The 17243-nt window shown below is 31.4% G+C and carries 14 protein-coding genes and 1 pseudogene; 12 read left to right on the top strand and 3 right to left on the bottom strand.

The genetic code is table 11. The features are described from left to right. The first annotated feature begins 389 nt into the window (after window positions 1-389). The 3 genes and pseudogenes from CLORY_RS20540 to CLORY_RS23865 all read left to right on the top strand — a co-directional run bounded on the left by CLORY_RS20540 (window position 390) and on the right by CLORY_RS23865 (window position 2052). Window positions 390-1172, top strand: a complete 783-nt coding sequence (locus CLORY_RS20540) for a SatD family protein (protein WP_079428059.1) — start codon at window positions 390-392, stop codon at window positions 1170-1172. Further along, window positions 1162-1554 (top strand): annotated as a pseudogene (locus tag CLORY_RS24285) (DUF3307 domain-containing protein); the annotation flags it as partial. The gene CLORY_RS20540 and the pseudogene CLORY_RS24285, both read left to right, overlap by 11 nt. 36 nt (window positions 1555-1590) lie before the next feature. After that, window positions 1591-2052: a hypothetical protein gene (locus CLORY_RS23865; RefSeq protein WP_242954469.1), complete on the top strand. Its 462-nt coding sequence runs from the start codon at window positions 1591-1593 to the stop codon at window positions 2050-2052. 6 nt (window positions 2053-2058) lie between these two features. Here the strand turns inward: CLORY_RS23865 and CLORY_RS20530 are convergent, their stop codons facing one another. Next, a complete protein-coding gene (locus CLORY_RS20530; protein ID WP_242954468.1) occupies window positions 2059-2454 on the bottom strand; it encodes a SatD family protein in 396 nt (131 codons plus the stop codon). 328 nt (window positions 2455-2782) lie between these two features. Here CLORY_RS20530 and rpsD point away from each other — a divergent pair, with 328 nt between their 5' ends. The 6 genes from rpsD (at window position 2783) to CLORY_RS20500 (ending at window position 9469) form a co-directional block, all read left to right on the top strand. Beyond that, window positions 2783-3376 carry a 30S ribosomal protein S4 gene (gene rpsD, locus CLORY_RS20525; RefSeq protein ID WP_079428057.1) on the top strand — a complete coding sequence of 198 codons (594 nt, stop codon included), beginning with the start codon at window positions 2783-2785 and terminating at the stop codon, window positions 3374-3376. A 285-nt stretch (window positions 3377-3661) separates the two neighbouring features. Beyond that, window positions 3662-4777 carry a 4-hydroxybutyrate dehydrogenase gene (locus tag CLORY_RS20520; RefSeq protein WP_079428055.1) on the top strand — a complete coding sequence of 372 codons (1116 nt, stop codon included), beginning with the start codon at window positions 3662-3664 and terminating at the stop codon, window positions 4775-4777. 257 nt (window positions 4778-5034) lie between these two features. Next, on the top strand, window positions 5035-6300 hold the full coding sequence (locus CLORY_RS20515; protein ID WP_079428053.1) for a hypothetical protein: 1266 nt from the start codon (window positions 5035-5037) through the stop codon (window positions 6298-6300). A 98-nt stretch (window positions 6301-6398) separates the two neighbouring features. Beyond that, window positions 6399-7100: a hypothetical protein gene (locus CLORY_RS20510; RefSeq protein WP_079428051.1), complete on the top strand. Its 702-nt coding sequence runs from the start codon at window positions 6399-6401 to the stop codon at window positions 7098-7100. Window positions 7101-7361: 261 nt separating this feature from the next. Then, window positions 7362-8276 carry an ABC transporter ATP-binding protein gene (locus CLORY_RS20505; RefSeq protein ID WP_079428049.1) on the top strand — a complete coding sequence of 305 codons (915 nt, stop codon included), beginning with the start codon at window positions 7362-7364 and terminating at the stop codon, window positions 8274-8276. Then, complete coding sequence (locus CLORY_RS20500; protein ID WP_079428047.1) at window positions 8273-9469, top strand: ABC transporter permease subunit; 1197 nt, start codon at window positions 8273-8275, stop codon at window positions 9467-9469. The genes CLORY_RS20505 and CLORY_RS20500 overlap by 4 nt, the downstream gene beginning before the upstream one ends. Window positions 9470-9564: 95 nt before the next feature. Here CLORY_RS20500 and CLORY_RS20495 read toward each other — a convergent pair whose 3' ends face one another. Then, the gene (locus CLORY_RS20495) at window positions 9565-11016 is read right to left on the bottom strand and encodes an MFS transporter (RefSeq protein ID WP_079428045.1); all 1452 of its coding nucleotides are present in this window, start codon (window positions 11014-11016) and stop codon (window positions 9565-9567) included. After that, window positions 11009-11500 (bottom strand): MarR family winged helix-turn-helix transcriptional regulator, encoded by a 492-nt coding sequence (locus tag CLORY_RS20490; RefSeq protein ID WP_079428043.1) that lies wholly within the window; start codon window positions 11498-11500, stop codon window positions 11009-11011. The genes CLORY_RS20495 and CLORY_RS20490 overlap by 8 nt, the downstream gene beginning before the upstream one ends. A gap of 175 nt (window positions 11501-11675) precedes the next feature. Here CLORY_RS20490 and CLORY_RS20485 point away from each other — a divergent pair, with 175 nt between their 5' ends. The 3 genes from CLORY_RS20485 to CLORY_RS20475 all read left to right on the top strand — a co-directional run bounded on the left by CLORY_RS20485 (window position 11676) and on the right by CLORY_RS20475 (window position 17045). Further along, window positions 11676-13754 (top strand): helix-turn-helix domain-containing protein, encoded by a 2079-nt coding sequence (locus CLORY_RS20485; protein ID WP_079428042.1) that lies wholly within the window; start codon window positions 11676-11678, stop codon window positions 13752-13754. Window positions 13755-13955: 201 nt separating this feature from the next. After that, on the top strand, window positions 13956-15398 hold the full coding sequence (locus CLORY_RS20480; RefSeq protein ID WP_079428040.1) for a hypothetical protein: 1443 nt from the start codon (window positions 13956-13958) through the stop codon (window positions 15396-15398). 264 nt (window positions 15399-15662) lie between these two features. After that, a complete protein-coding gene (locus CLORY_RS20475) occupies window positions 15663-17045 on the top strand; it encodes an MATE family efflux transporter (protein WP_079428039.1) in 1383 nt (460 codons plus the stop codon). The last annotated feature ends 198 nt before the right edge of the window (window positions 17046-17243 follow it).

Raw genomic sequence — 17243 nt, 5'->3', positions numbered from 1 at the left:
GATCAATACTATAAAAGTATATGTTATTTCTAAAATATCAATTCGAATTATAACGTGTTATAATTATTACAGATTTTTATTGCCAGATAAAATTACATTAGGAGCTATTTGAATATATCATGTTAAATTTGGCAATTATACTATAAAGATGATTGAAATAAAACATATTATAAATAGGAAAGGAGACAGTTGCGTAAAATCTAGATATCATAAGCTTTGATAGATGCATTAATAATTAAGTCAAAATAAAAGATAAATACATGTTTTGATTGCTAATGTGAAAGAGTATAAGCAGATAGGATGAATTTACATCAAGATGCATTATTGACAGCAAAACTTATGATGTTTTTAGTAGGTCTAATTTTTTTACGCAGCAGAAATACATAGGAATGAAGATATACAGCGTAATAAATATGGATATAGTGAATTCTAGAAATTCAGAAAATAGAGCTGAACTTCAAGAGCAACTAAAGCATTATTTTAAACACTTAAATTTAGAATACAACAACATACTTGTGGCCCCTATAACTTTTACGTTAGGGGACGAATGGCAGATCGTTCTAAGATGCTGCAGCGAAACCTACAATATCTTTAGTAAAATAAAGAAGTTTCTTCGAAAACATAATGCAGCTGCATATTGCGGAATAGGAATTGGAACTATTAGTACGAAAGAGTCCGAGGATACTCGGCAGATGGATGGAAAAGCTTTCATTTATGCAAGAGAAGCATTAAATACATTAAAAGCAAATAGTAAAATATCAAAAGAACATATAAAAACGAAAGATTGTAAAACACTGCTTATAGGTGAAACAATAGATATGACAGACTTTTATAAAGAGTCAGAAGAATTAAATGAAGAGCTTGACCATAGTGAGGTAGCCGCTACCAGCAGCATAGAAATAGATATTGTGGATCTAATTAATACGGTTATTCAGAATAATGAACTGTTAGAAAGCAGATTAACGGATAAGCAAGTTGAAGTAATAGATTTATATGAAAAATATGGTTCGTACAAAAGTATTGAAAGGAGGATGCCGGAATATTCAAAGTCAAATATATCACACAAATTAAGTTCAGCTAATTATTTTCTAAACGTAAATAATAAAAAAACTATTTGTAATTTGCTTGAAGTATATTCTACTTTATTGAAAGGAAGATTATATGAAAATTGATGTGTTTTTAGCATGCTTGTTAAGTCACATATTATTTGACTTCGTATTTCAAGTAAGGAAACTCCTGCACTTAAGGTTTCCTGTAAACAAAAATAGTGGACAAACTTTAATATCTAAGCATAATATTATTAAAATATTTAAAGGTAACATTTTTCATGCAACGATGCATTTTATAGGAACCAGCGTCTTCCTCCTAATAATTATTAACATTTATAATAAGAATATTGAGTATATATTTTTATTGGTTTTTATTATCTTTGTATCCCATTTCATAATAGATTTCAGTAAATCGTTCTTCTATCTATTGAGGCCAAGATCGGAAAGCAGTCTGATTGTTTTTTTTCTAGATCAGATTCTGCATGTGTCAATTATATTTATAGTTTGTTATGGTTCACATCTCAGAAGAGGTTTTTCTTCATTGATAACTCTATTCAATCAATATCCTAAAAGCATAACTATATTGCAGAAACAGTTGATTGCGTTAATTGTTTTTTTTGTGGCAACATGGTGTACAGGCATATTTATAAAATTGTTTATAAAAAAGCTTGATTCTAGTCAAATTCATATCTGTAATTCGAATATAAAAAAAGCTCAGTCAGGTGTCATTATAAATGAAAGTGGAAATGTGATCAAAACAATTTCTCAAGAAGCAAAAAATGGAGGATTTATAATAGGAATATTAGAAAGAATATTTATAATTGTTAGTATATTAATGAACTATTCTGTAGTGATAGGTTTTGTGCTTACAGCCAAATCTTTCGCTAGGTTAAGTAAACTTTCAGATGAAAGCTTTGCTGAGTATTTTATAATTGGCAATCTTATGAGTTTTATTTCAGCAATACTGGGAGGGATTCTTCTTAAGAGCATGTTCGGCTTATAATTTTTTCTAAACTAAACTGTTAGAAAGAATCACTAATTTACAATTGTTTTTCTTTGCATATTTTATAGCTTTTCTGGCAAGATTAAAAGCAGGACCATCTAGTTGATTTACAGTTAATTCAAAGTTATGAACACTTATTTCACCTATACCTATGCCGGTATAAAAATCTATGCTGCTGGGAAGCTCATTACGAAAGAAGTTAATAATGTCCATATATTTTGAATTTTCGTTAAGTAATCCTTGCCATTCATCACCTAATGTGATTATAAACGGACTTGCTATAATATTTTTAAAATCTAAATTGCATTTTTTTAAAGTATTAATTAATAAGTTTTGAAAAGCATCCCTTTGTTCAATCATCTTTGAATTCTTAATATCAAAAACCATTGTAATGTAATTCACAGCGACCTCCTGATAATACTTAATAATATATTCTACAAATAGTTGTCAAAAAATCATCAATTAAAGCATAGTTGATAAAATATCTTCAACCTTGTATTTGTACCTTAATGTTAATATATGAGAACACTAAATATTGGTGATGTTGTTTTTATGATATTTTGATGGATTATTTTCAATTAAATACATAAAAATTTAGATTTAGTAAATAATAAAAATAATAGACGCAAAGATATTGATATTCAATATCATTTATGATATACTTTCCACGTTAGTATTAATAATTACTGCGGCTGAAACTTTATTAAAATCAATTATGGAGGAATAAATAATGGCAACAATAAGAACACCTAGATTCAAGCTGTCGAGGAGACTAGGAGTAAATATATATGGTCATCCTAAAGCTATGAAGAGGGCAAGTAAAGAAAATTCTAGAGCTGGAAAAAAAGTTTCTCAGTACGGCCTACAGCTCATAGAAAAACAGAAACTTAAAGCATATTACGGGGTTTTGGAGAAGCAATTCAGTAAATATATCGATAAAGCTATGAAAAGTAAAGAAATTACTGGTACTGCATTGCTTAAGCTGCTTGAATGCAGATTGGATAATCTTGTATATAGAATTGGTTTTGCTAAATCTATTAGACAGGCAAGACAAATGGTAAGTCACGGACTTATAAATGTAGATGGAGAAAGGATTAATATACCATCTTACAATGTTAAAGTTGGTCAGGTGATAAGTCTAAAAGAAAAACAAACAAAAAATGAAATGTTCTCACAGAATTTTCTTGAACTTAGAACTTTTGAACTTCCCTATATAGAAAAAAATATGGATAATTTCAGCGGTAAGCTTATCAGATTACCAGAGCGTAGTGAAATTCCAATAGAAGTAAACGAAATATTAGTAATAGAGCTCTATTCAAAATAAGAGTCAGTTACATGATGAGATACCGAAGAAGGCATCTCATTTTTTTACTCTTTAGAAAATTTACATAAATTCTTGTTACAAGTGCTTAATGAACGGATCAATCTCCGTAGTGTCACAACATTTCCATTTTTATTATATAAATAATTATAAAAGATTAGGTGGATTTTTATAGATTTACATATATTTTGTGGTATAATTGCTAATTATAATTACTGCTTTTATTGTAGGCAGAGACATTAAAAGCATATTGAATAAAGCATAAACATAATAAGAGGGGATGGTATAATGAATTTATTTAAATTAAAGACCAATATACATACATTTAAAACGTTCAGAGACTTTTCAGATGAATTTAAAATAGGCAGTGAGGATCTCATTGTATGCAGTGAATCAGCATATAAAAAATATATTCAGGGTGATGCGGCTGAAGCAGCGATTATATTCCCTAAAAAGTACGGCAGCGGTGAACCTACATCAACTGTTATTGATAAAGTTATTAAACAGGCAAATACATTAAATTATTCGAGAGTTATTGCTGTAGGCGGTGGAGCTATTCTTGATATCGCCAAACTTTTAGTACTTAGAGATTTAACAACTGCAAAAGCCATATTTAATAAGGAAATGGATTTTCATAAAGATAAGAAACTTGTTATGATACCAACTACTTGCGGAACAGGAAGCGAGGTTACTAATATATCAGTAGCTGAAATCAAAGAACTTAAAACTAAGCTTGGTGTGGCGCTTGAGGAATTATATGGCGACGATGCTGTACTGATACCAGAATTACTTCAGGATCTTCCTTATAAGTACTTTGCTTTTAGCTCTATAGATGCACTTGTACATGCTATGGAGTCTTTTGTAGCTCCTAAGTCTAACAGATATACAAAAATGTATGCTGCCGAAGCAATAAAACTTATAATTTCAGGCTTTCAAAAATTGCTTGATAACGGAAAGCAATTAACTATAGAGCTATTAGAGGATTTCTTGTTTGCAAGTAACTTTGCTGGAATAGCTTTCGGAAATACTGGTACAGGAGCTGTGCATGCTTTATCCTATCCTGTAGGAGGAAACTATCATCTGGCACATGGTGAGAGTAATTATCAATTTCTAGTTGAGGTTTTCAAACGCTATACAGAGATAAAACCAGAGGGAAAGGTAAGTGAATTAAATTGTTATTTGAAGGAATTGCTGCACTGTGACGATAATTTGCCCTATGATGCATTAGCGGAGCTGCTTAGTGAGATATGGGAAAACAGAAATTTGAAGAGTTACGGAATGAAAGACGAAGAGGCGGATATATTTGCGGAAGATGTAATTAAAAATCAACAGAGATTGCTATCAAATAATTATGTTCAATTATCAAAGAAAGAACTAAGTGACATTTATAAAAAGAGATTATAAACACATTGGGGGCAAGGGTGTGAAGGGAGACTGCAGTTCGCTAAAGGAATATTTAGATAAATTTTATTATAATATATTAACATATTAGTGAATCAAGGCCTTAATATTAAAGATATTATACAAATGGACGAAAATGGCATAGAGGCTTCTTTTTTAACAAAAGATAAAAAAGCTTTACTGATTAATGACTTGCACAGGTATGTAGAAAAGAAACTACAGAATGACGATATATAAATATTTTCATTAGGAGCTAATTGATGGAAAGTTTCTTAAGTGAGTTAGAAAATAAGAAGGTAATATCTGTAGAAGATATTGTTTTATTAAAACAATATATTTATAAAAAACATAACGATAGATCAAACCAAGAAAAAAGACAAATATTGACAGACGCTATACATAAGATACTTGATAGAAGCATTGAAGGGATAGCTCCTAGGTATATACAAAACATAAAAAAGCAGCTTCTTAATAATGTAGTATCGGGAATCAGTAAAACAGTATATATGGTGGATGTTTTTAATGTTTGTATAAACTCTAAAGAGAGTTCTAAGGATTTTTTAGAAAGTATTAAGAATTGGGTAAATCTTAATGTAGAAAACAAAGTATCTGTTAGTCAAATTGAGAAATGTGCACAGGAGCATAATAAGCATTGGAAAAGTGCTGTGTCACAGAGTACAATCAATGAAAATGTACAACAAGAAATGATTGAAGAAGTTAAAATGGACGCTTATGTAGATATTGACGGGCATGCTAATATAGTTACTGATTATGAAGTGCCGCTGCCAGCGGAAGGAGTTATCCCGCTAGCTAACAAAACTTCCTTTACATATAATTTCACAGGAAAATGGCTGGAGATAGTCCAGCGTATAAATTTAAAAAGTAAAAAGAGAATGGTGATCGTGGTATGCGCAAGCATGATAGTTGTTCTCTCAGTTTTTATACTTGTTTCAATATTACATAATAACACAAATACAGGAAAGCTGGCCGAGGAAAAAAGTGAATCTCTAAATAATAAAAAAGCAAAAACGGTTAGTGTGAAATATTCTAAAGCATACAGGCTATCTCTTGTATCTAATTTGCCGCATAATTTTAGATATAAGGCGATAAATACCAGTAAGCTGCATAGCTTTTTATTAAAGAGAAAATCATTGCTTGCAAAAGAACCTTACTTTTCTACAGTAATTAATGTTGCAAAAGAATATAATTTAAATCCTAATATTCTATTTGCAGTTGCAGGTCAAGAACAAGGGTTTGTGCCTAAGAATAAAAAGCATTCAAAAAAGATTGTGAATAATCCCTATAATGTTTATATTAGCTGGAAAAAGTATAATACTAATCTTAAGGATTCCACTAAAGTAGCCTGTGTTTCAATTATAAATATGTGCAAAAATAGGCCTAATGAGGCAGAAGCGTTCAAATGGATAAATAAAAATTATGCTGAAGACACACACTGGCATAAGGGAGTCAGGAGTATATTTGATATGCTTGAGAAATATTGTTCCTTAAAGTCTGGAAAACAATAAAATTAGTTTTTCAAAATACTATTTTTACAACATATTGATATAATGTGTATATATGTTATATAATTAATACACATATACCTAAAATAGGAGGAAGTTCCATGAAAAAATCAATAAAAATTACTGCTATGGTAACGATGTCGATGTTAATTTTTGCTTCAGGCGTTGTATCTGCAAGCACTGTAAAAAAACAAATCAAAGCTGTTTTAAACAAAAGCACTAAGTTTACACTTAATGGAAATAATACAACCCTCAAGAATGATAAAGGCAAAAAGGTTTATCCTATTCAATACAATGATAATTATTATGTACCAGTAAATTCCATTTGCAATATACTAAGGACACCAGTGGTAGTAAATAGTAAGAAGAATTCTATTACAATTGGAGAAAGAGAAGACAAGTCTCTTATAGATAAGGAATTTACTATGACAGCGGGAAATAGTGTGTTCTCAACAATACAGAGGACTACTGATAAAAGTCATCTTACGTTAGGAAATGTAGTATTTAATAAAGGGATAATCTATAATATTGACGAACATGTAGTAGATAAAGATTTGACTGTCACAATTAATGGTAAATATAGCAAATTGAGTTTTTCTGCTTTCGGAGATAATTCTACACCTTTGACTCTTTCTGTAGTAGATGGAGATAGAGATGTTGAACTTGCTTCAATGCAAATCAGTAACAGATCTGTTTCTTCTTTGAAAGATATACCAATAGGCGGAATTAAAAAAATAATTTTCAGACCGGAAAAAAACGATAATGCATCAAAATTAACTATTGGAGATCCAATTGTAAAATAATAAAATAGAACATAGGATTTAGATAATAAAAGCTGTAATAATGGATGGCAGTGACATCCGTTATTACAGTTTTTATATTTTGGTTCATACTATAAATGTTTAATGGATGAATTAGGCTTTGCAGTGCCAAAAACATTTCTTAAGAACATTGTAAGAACTTATTAATAAACCCTTAAGATTGATGTAAGGAAAAATACGATATTTAGTTGGTACAATCTATTATGTAGTAAACAATAAAATCTGTAAAAGGGGGATAATTAAGTGGAAGTTCTAGAAGTAAAAGGACTTAAAAAGCATATAGGAAATAGGCAAATTATTAAGAATATCGACTTTTCTATAAAAGAGGGAGAAATCTTCGGATTTTTGGGACCAAACGGCGCTGGTAAAACAACAACGATAAGAATGCTTGTTGGGCTGATAGCTCCAAGCAGTGGAAACATAAAAATAGCAGGACATGATATAGGAGCAGAAAGAGAAAGAGCTTTATCGAATGTAGGAGCCGTTGTAGAGAACCCAGAACTATATACATATCTGTCAGGAAGAGAAAATCTTATGCAGATAGCAAGAGTTAGAAATATACCTAAGGAAGATATAGAACAGATAATTGAAATGGTTAATCTCAAGGAAAGAATTGATGATAAGGTGAAAAAGTATTCGCTTGGTATGAAGCAGAGACTTGGCTTGGCATTAGCACTGCTTGCAAAACCTAGACTACTGATACTGGATGAGCCGACTAATGGGCTTGATCCATCAGGAATACTGGATTTTAGAGAAATAGTAAAAAATGTAGCAAGAAAAAATGGAACTGCTGTTTTTATTTCATCGCATATGCTTAGTGAAGTTCAACAGCTATGCGATACAGTAGCTTTCATAAATGACGGAGTTATAAAATCTGTAGAAAGCATAGAAGATGGAACAATTAAGAACGATACTGAAATATATACTTTAATTACTAAGGATTCATCTAATACAGCTGAAATATTAAAGGGCTGCAATGCTGTAACTGAGGTTCAGCAGCAGGAAAACGAATTTACAATTGCTATCAAACACGATTCTTCTCACCTTGTACTTAAACTTCTCATCGAAAATGGAATAGACGTAAAAGAGATATTTAAAAAACATCAGGAACTTGAGGAGAGGTATATGGAACTTGTTGAAGGAGGAAGAAGATTATGATGATACTTATAAAAAATGAACTAATAAAGCTTATGTCTAGAAAGAAAACTATTGTCGTAACGATTGCATTTGCGATACTTACCGCACTTTTAATATTTGGAATCTATAAAGACAACAAGACTAATAGATATTATAACAGTCCACAGCATAGATTAGAGAGTCTGAATTCAGAAATGTCATATTTACAAAATGATAAGAAAAACCATAAAAATGATAAAACTGAGTTAGAGGACATAAATGGGCAGATAGTAAATGTTAAAAATCAAATAAAGCAAGTTAAGGATCAGATGAATACAAAAATTGATTGGAAAACTAAATTAGATAATAATATTAAATCTTATAAACAGCAGCTTACAAATAGCAAGCTTGATGAGGGTAACAAAGCTAGTATCAAAGCTGATTTAGATAAGCTGCAGTATTTAAAGCAACATAATATTAAGCCGCAGGATGATTTGACATTAAATTCTGTATTAATTATACAAAAGATTATTGGAATTTTAGGACTTATATTTCTGCCTATTGGAATCGTAATGTTTTCATCAGATATGGTTTCTGGTGAATACACACCTCCTACAATGAAAGTACTGCTGACTCAGCCTGTCTCGCGAGCAAAGGTTTTAGCTTCAAAATTTATCGCTGTTACTTTATCAGCAATAGTACTTATCGTTGGAATAGAACTTATTTATTTTATTATAACTGGTTTAATGTTTGGGTTTGGAAATCTTAATTATCCGATGATGGTAGGCGGAAAGTATCATTACGATAAGATGCAGCTAATGCGATATGGAACTAAAATGGTGACACTAATATATAACAGTCTACATGTAATTCCTACATGGCAGTATTTAATTCAGCTTTTCGGCCTTAATATACTATATATTGTTTCGGCGTCTGCTTTTTGTTTCCTTGTCTCAACTGTTATGAAAAGCAGCATGGTATCAATGGCAACTGGTTCAGTATTTATCATAGCTGTATTAGTACTGTCAGAAGCTGTACAATCCATACATAAGATAACACAATTTATTTTCTTGTCTTATGGAAATGTGGATGATCTTATAACAGGAGGAATAGCAGTAGGATTTAAAAATCCAAACGTAAACCTGGAACTTGCAGTTATAGTCATGGTAGTGTGGGGGGTTTTAAGTTATGTAATCTCTCATATTGTGTTTACAAAGAAAGACATACTCATTTAATTAATGTTAATATTTGCAGCTATTTTATAGTTTATAAAAAGCCTTTCCAATATAACTTCGGAAAGGCTTTTAGAATATTAATCAAGTGGTCTATTTTAACCTGCTAGGCTTTCATCTTTATAATTTTCATTTTTTTTGTTTTTTTTACTACGATAAAGTCTAAATGCTGTCATTATCGCACCAATCATGCAAATAACTGCAGCAAATATATACACTCGACTCATTCCATACATAAATACATCAGGTCTTCCCGGAACGTAATCTACGACTCTATGACCAATTCTATAGCTCATCCTGTTGTACAGAATCAAAGTGGCCAATGAAGTTCCAAGAACCATACCGAAGTTTCTTACTAACGCATTTATACTTCCAGCGATGCCTAACTTGTTTTTAGATACAGTAGACATTACCAGCGAATTATTAGGAGATTGGAACATGCCATTACCTATTGTCATGATTACTATATATAATACTATTGAAATTACTGATGAACGCTCAGTAAGCGTTGAAATAAGTATAAGCCCTAAGCTGGTAACAATAAGTCCGAAAAACGTTAAAATTTCAGAACCGATCTTATCTGACATATATCCGCTGAATGGTGCAACTACTGAAAGAACAATAGGAGATACCATCATAAACAAGCCTGCTTTGCTGGCAGAAAATTTGAGTGCATCCTGAAAATAAAATGGAAGAATTATATTAGACGCACTTATAGCAATGAAGGACGCCATAGCACAAAGTATGCTTATCGAAAATAAACTGTTAGAAAACATACTAAGATCAAGTAAAGGTTCCTTTAGCTTCTTCTCTATAAGTATAAAAGCAATAAAAGCTAATGCAGATATTATAAAAGCTGATATCATTACTGCATTATTATAACCAACGCTCTGCCCTTCAACTAATGCAGCAAAGAGAGCGACGGTAGCTATTACAAAAAGTGAAGAACCTCTAGTATCCAGACTCTCATTAATTGTAACGGTTGCCTTAGGAAACAGCTTCATTACTAAAATAAAAATTATTATCCCTATAGGTACATTTACTAAGAATATATATTTCCAGCTAAACGCTGAAACTATAAAACCGCCGAGAGGTGGACCAGTCATGGCACCTAATGCTACAAAACTGCCTAAAGTACCAAGAGCTCTTCCTCGCTCATTAGCTGGAAAAACCTGAGTAATAATTCCCTGATTTGTGGCCATTGTAGCTGATGCACCTATAGCTTGTATTATTCTAGCTGCGACAAGCACAGGAAGAGAATTAGTAAAACCGCATAAAAGAGAACCTAGCGTAAACAAAATTAATCCAAATTTAAAAATGTTGATTTTACCTTTTATGTCGCCAAGTCTTCCAAATATAAGTATTGTAGCAGCGATGGTTATTAGGAAACTTGTTACTACCCATTCAATTTGTGCCATACTTACATTAAGCTCATCGGACATATTAGGCAGGGCAACATTTACGATGCTGCCGTCCAGAGTGCTCATGAAGGTCACAAGAACAATAGTTATGAGCATAATCCATCGATTTTTGTATACTTTATCATTCATTATTGTGAACTCCTTTCGTTTTATCATTACAGCAACATTTATACTTTCTGCTGTTATCAAGTACTTGTTCCAGGAAAGTTATCGCTGTTTCTATTATTTCTTTATTATCAGCCTCGTCTTTAGGTACAATCATGTCAATCCATTCATGAACGATTTTAAGAATTTCTGGAATGATAGTCTGAGCCTTCTCTGTTATGTAAAGTTTATAGGCTCTTATGTCATCTTTATTTTCTTCCTTTCTTATATATCCTTCATCAATCAATTTTTTAATCGTTCTGGCAGACATAGCTTTATCAACGCTAAGTTCACGGCTTATGTAATTTTGACTGATACCGGGAAGTCTTTTTAGCACGAGGAGATACGGATATGTTCCCATACTAAGATTAAATTTAGCTAAATTTCTGTCTAAATATACCTGTGAGCATCTATATATATTACTATTAAGTCTCATTAAGCCAGCCAGTTTATCAATGTTAGCGTACATTTAATAGTTTCTCCTTTGCACTTTTGTATATGATATAATATTTACTATCCGTAAAATAAAATACCACAACATAGTTGACTAGTCAACTATGTTTACAAAAATCTTAGTTGACAACCAAAAAATAAAATATGTTATAATAGCTTTAAGGCGATAAATAGGAACAGGAGGTAATAATATTAGAAAAGAGTATATTGATTATTCTTCGGGAATACCAGTTTATGTAGATTTTCTAAGTGTACAGGAGTATCCGCTGCATTGGAAAAATGCCATTGAGATACTGTATGTATTAAAGGGGAAAATCAACGTCACTATAAATGAGGGAACATTTGAATTAGAGGAAAATGAGCTTGAAATAATTAATGTAGATGAGGTACATAAATTATATTCTGAAGACTCTTCTAACAGAGTGCTGGTTTTTTATATAGATCCGTACTTTTTTGAAAAATACTACAGCGATATAGAAAACATGTTTTTCTATACTGATACATCTGAAAAGGGAGCTCAGGAAAGTGAAGAATATGATGAATTAAGAACGTTTCTCAGCATAATCCTTTGTGAAATTGTACAAAGGTCAGATAATTATGACGAAGAAATAGAAGGTACGCTTGTAAAACTGCTTTATCACCTTATAAATAATTTTCACTATCTGATGTATGAACAGAATGAACTAAAGGAAAATGATGAACAACTTGAAAGATATCATAGAATTGCAAAATATATTTTTAATAATTATAACAACAATATTACACTTCAAGACATTGCAGACAAAGAGTTTTTAAGTACTCATTATCTGTCTCATGAGATAAAATATGCAACAGGCTCCAGTTTTACGGATTTAGTTAATGCAACAAGGGTTGAGGAATCAGTTAAACTACTTCTTGATACAGATAAAACAATTTCAGAAATATCTGAAGATGTAGGTTTTTCTCATACCAGATACTTTAACAAGAATTTTAAGCAATACTATAAGATGACACCATTGAGTTTCAGAAAGAAGTACAAGGTTGATGAGGAAATCTACGAAAAACAGAAGAAGATTGAAAAGTATCCAATTAATGAAGCTATGGATTATGTCATATACTATTTGGAAGATTATGATAGATACAATTCTGAAGATAAGATAAATAAACTCAGCATAGACATGAGTGGTAACTTAGGAGAGTATGAAAAAAGTTTTAAAGATGTTATAAATGTAGGAGATGCTTTTGATCTTCTAATTGAAGACAACAAAGATATTCTTGAGGAATTAGATGAGGAGATAGGTTTTGAACATGCCAGACTGTTAAATGTATTTTCAACGGATATGGGCATATTTCCTGATGCTGTTTTTCATAACTGGAGCAGAGCTATGACTGTATTTGAATATTTAGACAGTATAAAGATATATCCGCTCATAGTGTTAGATGATAACGGGTTTACTAAAGAACAGTTCATCAATTCACTAAAATCATTTTTACATTTCTTTAGTGAAGTTGAGACGCTGGATTTAAGCAAATTTCAGTTTCAATTTGCGTCTTCTGTTAGTTCTGATATTTCAACTGAAGCAATTGCAATTATTGAAGAGGATTATAAGTGCAGCGTGATAGAAGAACATTTTGATGCTCAAATGAATATAGATCCAATTTATGATACTGCATATATGTTACCTTATATTATTGAAAATGAAATCAAAACTACTGGAAAAACAGAATTTCTAAGGGCTTTTGATGTACTTGATAAACAAGTTGCTCTGACTAACGAAGTATTTTTCGGGTATCCTGGACTTGTAAATGATAAAGGTATAAGAAAACCTTCGTTTTATGCGTATTATCTTCTAAACAAACTAGGAGATACACTGATAGCACACGACAATGGTTATATTGTCACAAAGAGTGAAAATGAGTACCAGATATTGCTGTATAGCTATAACGAAGATATTTCCAGCCTCATAAAGCTGAGAAAATTTTCAAAACTTAGAGGACTTAAAAATTCTAAAGAAAAGAAATTTTCTCTAAATATGACACAGATTACATCGGCCAGCAGAATTACAACATATATAATGGATGAGGAAAATGGGTCTTCCTTTAACTACTGGCTGGACATGGGAAAACCTATAAGGTTAAACAAGGAAGAAAAAGAGATACTTCATAAGGCTTCTTTCCCTAAGATAGAATTTAAGTTTACGAAAAGAAGTGCTGTTTTGAATGTGCAGCTTAAACTGGTAGGTTATGGAGCAGCATTGATCATAATAAAAGAAGTACAAAAACACCTGTAAAAGGTGTTTTTGCTTTATGGAATTAATAACCTACAAAGGATATACTATCCTTTGTATCTTATAATAATTTAAGGTATAATTATACGGAAAAATCGATTATTATATATTTTACATAAGAGAAAGGAGAATTTTTGCTGTCAGGTACATAACATTAAAATCAAATAATTTTCAGGGGTAGAGCCCAATTTAGGAGTTGAGCTTATGAAATCAAAAATATCAATTGTTTTAGTTTTAGTTTTTATGGTAATTATGTTGTCTATACCAGCAAAGGCCAGTGAAAATGTATATGGTGTTATCTACTGGAAAGGTGATAACAAATATTCCCTAGTTACGAAAGATAAAGAGTTTAATTTGATTTATGATGGTACACAGGATTTACAGTCATTTGTAGGAAAACTAGTAAACCTGTCATCAACAGCTGAGGATGATAACAGTTTGCATACTAGTGAAGTTATTGATGTAACTGGATATAAAAAGACTGTGAAAACTAATACCATGCAGTATGTTAAAGTAATTAATAAAAATAATTCCTATTATTATATATCTGGTAACAATGAAACTGAATTGAGAGGGAGTCTAGACCTGCAGCAGTATGTTGATAAATACTGCGATTTAGACACAGCAAGTTACACTTATACTTATGGTAGCCTAATGATAGACATTCCATGGATGGAAGCTGTCTCTGTTAGAGACGGAAATCCTCTGCAGATATCGTACAAGCAGGTTAAGTTAAGTGGAAGTGTAAAAATAGCTAACGGTAAAAGCTATATATCAGTAAGGGACAAGCAATTTGCTCTAAACTTTAGCAGCGCATCTGCTGCTGCAAAATACAGTCAGTACAATCACAGATTCGTTACAGTTACGGGTAAAGAAAAATATGTTTTAGATTTAAGGACTAACGTTGTATCTAGAGCATACTCGGTCTATTCACCTCAATACACACTCACATCTAAAATAATCAAATATCAAACTGTAAAAGTTAAAGGCTTTATAAACAATGAGCTTAAGATTAATAATAAATACACTATAGATAAGTCTTATGACAAATACAAAGGTTTTATTTTAAGCGTAACTGGTAAGATGGCTGTGTATAGTAATGGAGTAAAAGCTATGCCTTCAATGATGCTTAAACCTATAAGTGTAAAGCAGGTAGATACTACCAATGTGAGAGTTTATAATTATTTAAATGATCTTAAACGAAGGAACAAAACTTTTAGTCAGGCAAAAGCGATAAATCATGGTAGTGCTCATAACGCCTGTGTGTATTTTAGTTCGCAGGCGTTAAGAAATGTTGGTGTGTCAATACCAAAGCATGTAAGCTTTACACATCATTTTGCTTCAAACCTTTTAGCAAGAGGTTGGAAAAAGGTGACGAGCTATAAAAAGCTTACACCAGGAAGCGTTTGCTTCACTAAGGATGTAAACGGAGGAAACGGAAAGCCGACACATGCATATATTTTTATGGGCTGGGTAAAAAAAGGGGACTATAGTCAGGCATATATAGCCGATAATCAGGCAGGAGAGTATGGAGGAAAGGTCCTTCATATACGAAATATAGCTAAAAAGGCTAAGCATAATGGAAATTATAAAGATGCATTCAATTATGCGATTGTATCTCCTGCGACATATAATTATATTAAATAAATGGACAAGCTTAAGCTTTTATACAATTATGTAACAATAAAGATATAAAGTTATTTTCTGAAGCAGTAAAAATGTACGCATTTTAAGCATAAATTCATATTTTAGAGTACAAAAACACCTTTAATTAGGTGTTTTTCTGCTTTTAACATAAATTACCACTGACTAAAGAAAGGCTTATTTGTACTTTTTATTAGACAGTTAAGTCAGTTTAAAGGTTCGCTATTTCCTAGTATACTTAAATTGTACCTAAGGAGGTAGAGAATCATGGGAAGTAACAACACAATATTTAATAATTCGAGGGTTGGTAGAATACTTCTAAAATTTGCGATACCATCAATAATATCATTGTTGGTACTGGAATTATATAATATGGTAGACACAGTGTTTGTAGGAAGATATATCGGACCTAATGCCATCGGAGCATTAACTATAGCTTTCCCTATTCAAAGATTTATTATAGCAGTAGGTATGCTCATATCCATAGGGGCTTCTACCCGCGTGGCAAGAAGTTTAGGAGAAAAGAATATGAAAGCATTAAAAGATACCATCATAAATGCTTTTGTACTTACAACAGTTACGCTTATTACTGTATGTTTTATTATATTTTTGTTTAGGAAGAACCTGATAGCTGGTTTTGGAGCTAACGGTGAAATATTCAGCCTAGCAAACAAGTATGTATCAATTATACTTATAGGTGGTGTTTTCCAATGCCTATTCACTGTTGCATGTTATATTATGACAGCCCTCGGTAATACTAAAGTAACGTTATACGCTAATATAATTGGTACACTGATGAACTTAGTCATTAATTATATACTTGTAGCAATATTCGATATTGGAGTATCTGGAGCAGCTATAGCTACAATAGTATCTCAGATAGCAGCATTTATATATTCAATGCATAAGTTTAGAGAAGTAAATAGATATTTTAACTTAAAATTCGATTTAAAAAACGTACACTTATCATTTAATAAAACTATAATGTTTTCAATAGCAGCCATTGGATTTTCTACATTTATAACAGAAATATCAGATGCGGTCGTATCAGTAGTGCTTAACCATATGCTTTCTGTAAGCGGTGGTGATGAGGCTATTATAATTATAGGAGTTACTACAAGAATATCTATGTTTATATTCGTGACATTAATTGGAATAAGTTCTGGAATGCAGCCAATAATTGCGTATTATTACGGCGCAGGTAACTTTCAAAAAATGAGAGAAACGCTTAAAAAGGCTATACAAGCTATTTCGGCAGCTACAATGGTTTTTTGGGTTACATTTATGGTGTTCACAAAGCAGATTATAGGATTTTTTCTTGAAGATACCAGTTTACTAGCAGATGCTGTCACAGCTTTTAGAATATGTATATCATTGATGCCGCTTTTAGGAATATATTATATATGTATTTACTATTATCAAGCTACAAAAGAGCCAAGAAAATCATTCTTACTATCAATATATGGACAGATAATACTGCTTATACCAATTGCTGCATTTTTAATACAGTTGATAGGTGTTACAGGAGCATGGTTAGCTTATCCTATATCACACTTAATAACATTTATAACTTCTATATATTTCATAAGAAAAGCATTATCAGCAGAATCTATAGAAGAGCAAGTGGTTCCAGAAAAAATTCATGCTTAATAAAAAAGAAATCTTATAAATTTAAGAAATTGAATAAAATAGCGGTAAAAAACTCAGGGAAACCTGAGTTTTTTAATTTTTACTCTTTAGGAAATTTATAAAATTCGTGGTACAAGTGTTTAATGAACAGATCAATCTGTGCAGTACCACAATATTTCCTTTTTGTACAAAATCCTCGAAACGGTGTATGTTTTTCTA

The organism is Clostridium oryzae, from assembly GCF_002029235.1.
GTDB classification, from domain to species: Bacteria; Bacillota; Clostridia; order Clostridiales; family Clostridiaceae; genus Clostridium_AE; species Clostridium_AE oryzae.
This window is presented reverse-complemented; position numbering and strand designations above follow the sequence as displayed.

Coding starts and splice junctions, on each gene's coding strand:
- CLORY_RS20540 (WP_079428059.1), top strand. CDS start 390: ATGAAGATATACAGCGTAATAAATATGGATATAGTGAATTCTAGAAAT.
- rpsD (WP_079428057.1), top strand. CDS start 2,783: ATGGCAACAATAAGAACACCTAGATTCAAGCTGTCGAGGAGACTAGGA.
- CLORY_RS20520 (WP_079428055.1), top strand. CDS start 3,662: ATGAATTTATTTAAATTAAAGACCAATATACATACATTTAAAACGTTC.
- CLORY_RS20515 (WP_079428053.1), top strand. CDS start 5,035: ATGGAAAGTTTCTTAAGTGAGTTAGAAAATAAGAAGGTAATATCTGTA.
- CLORY_RS20510 (WP_079428051.1), top strand. CDS start 6,399: ATGAAAAAATCAATAAAAATTACTGCTATGGTAACGATGTCGATGTTA.
- CLORY_RS20500 (WP_079428047.1), top strand. CDS start 8,273: ATGATGATACTTATAAAAAATGAACTAATAAAGCTTATGTCTAGAAAG.
- CLORY_RS20495 (WP_079428045.1), bottom strand. CDS start 11,016: ATGAATGATAAAGTATACAAAAATCGATGGATTATGCTCATAACTATT.
- CLORY_RS20490 (WP_079428043.1), bottom strand. CDS start 11,500: ATGTACGCTAACATTGATAAACTGGCTGGCTTAATGAGACTTAATAGT.
- CLORY_RS20480 (WP_079428040.1), top strand. CDS start 13,956: ATGAAATCAAAAATATCAATTGTTTTAGTTTTAGTTTTTATGGTAATT.
- CLORY_RS20475 (WP_079428039.1), top strand. CDS start 15,663: ATGGGAAGTAACAACACAATATTTAATAATTCGAGGGTTGGTAGAATA.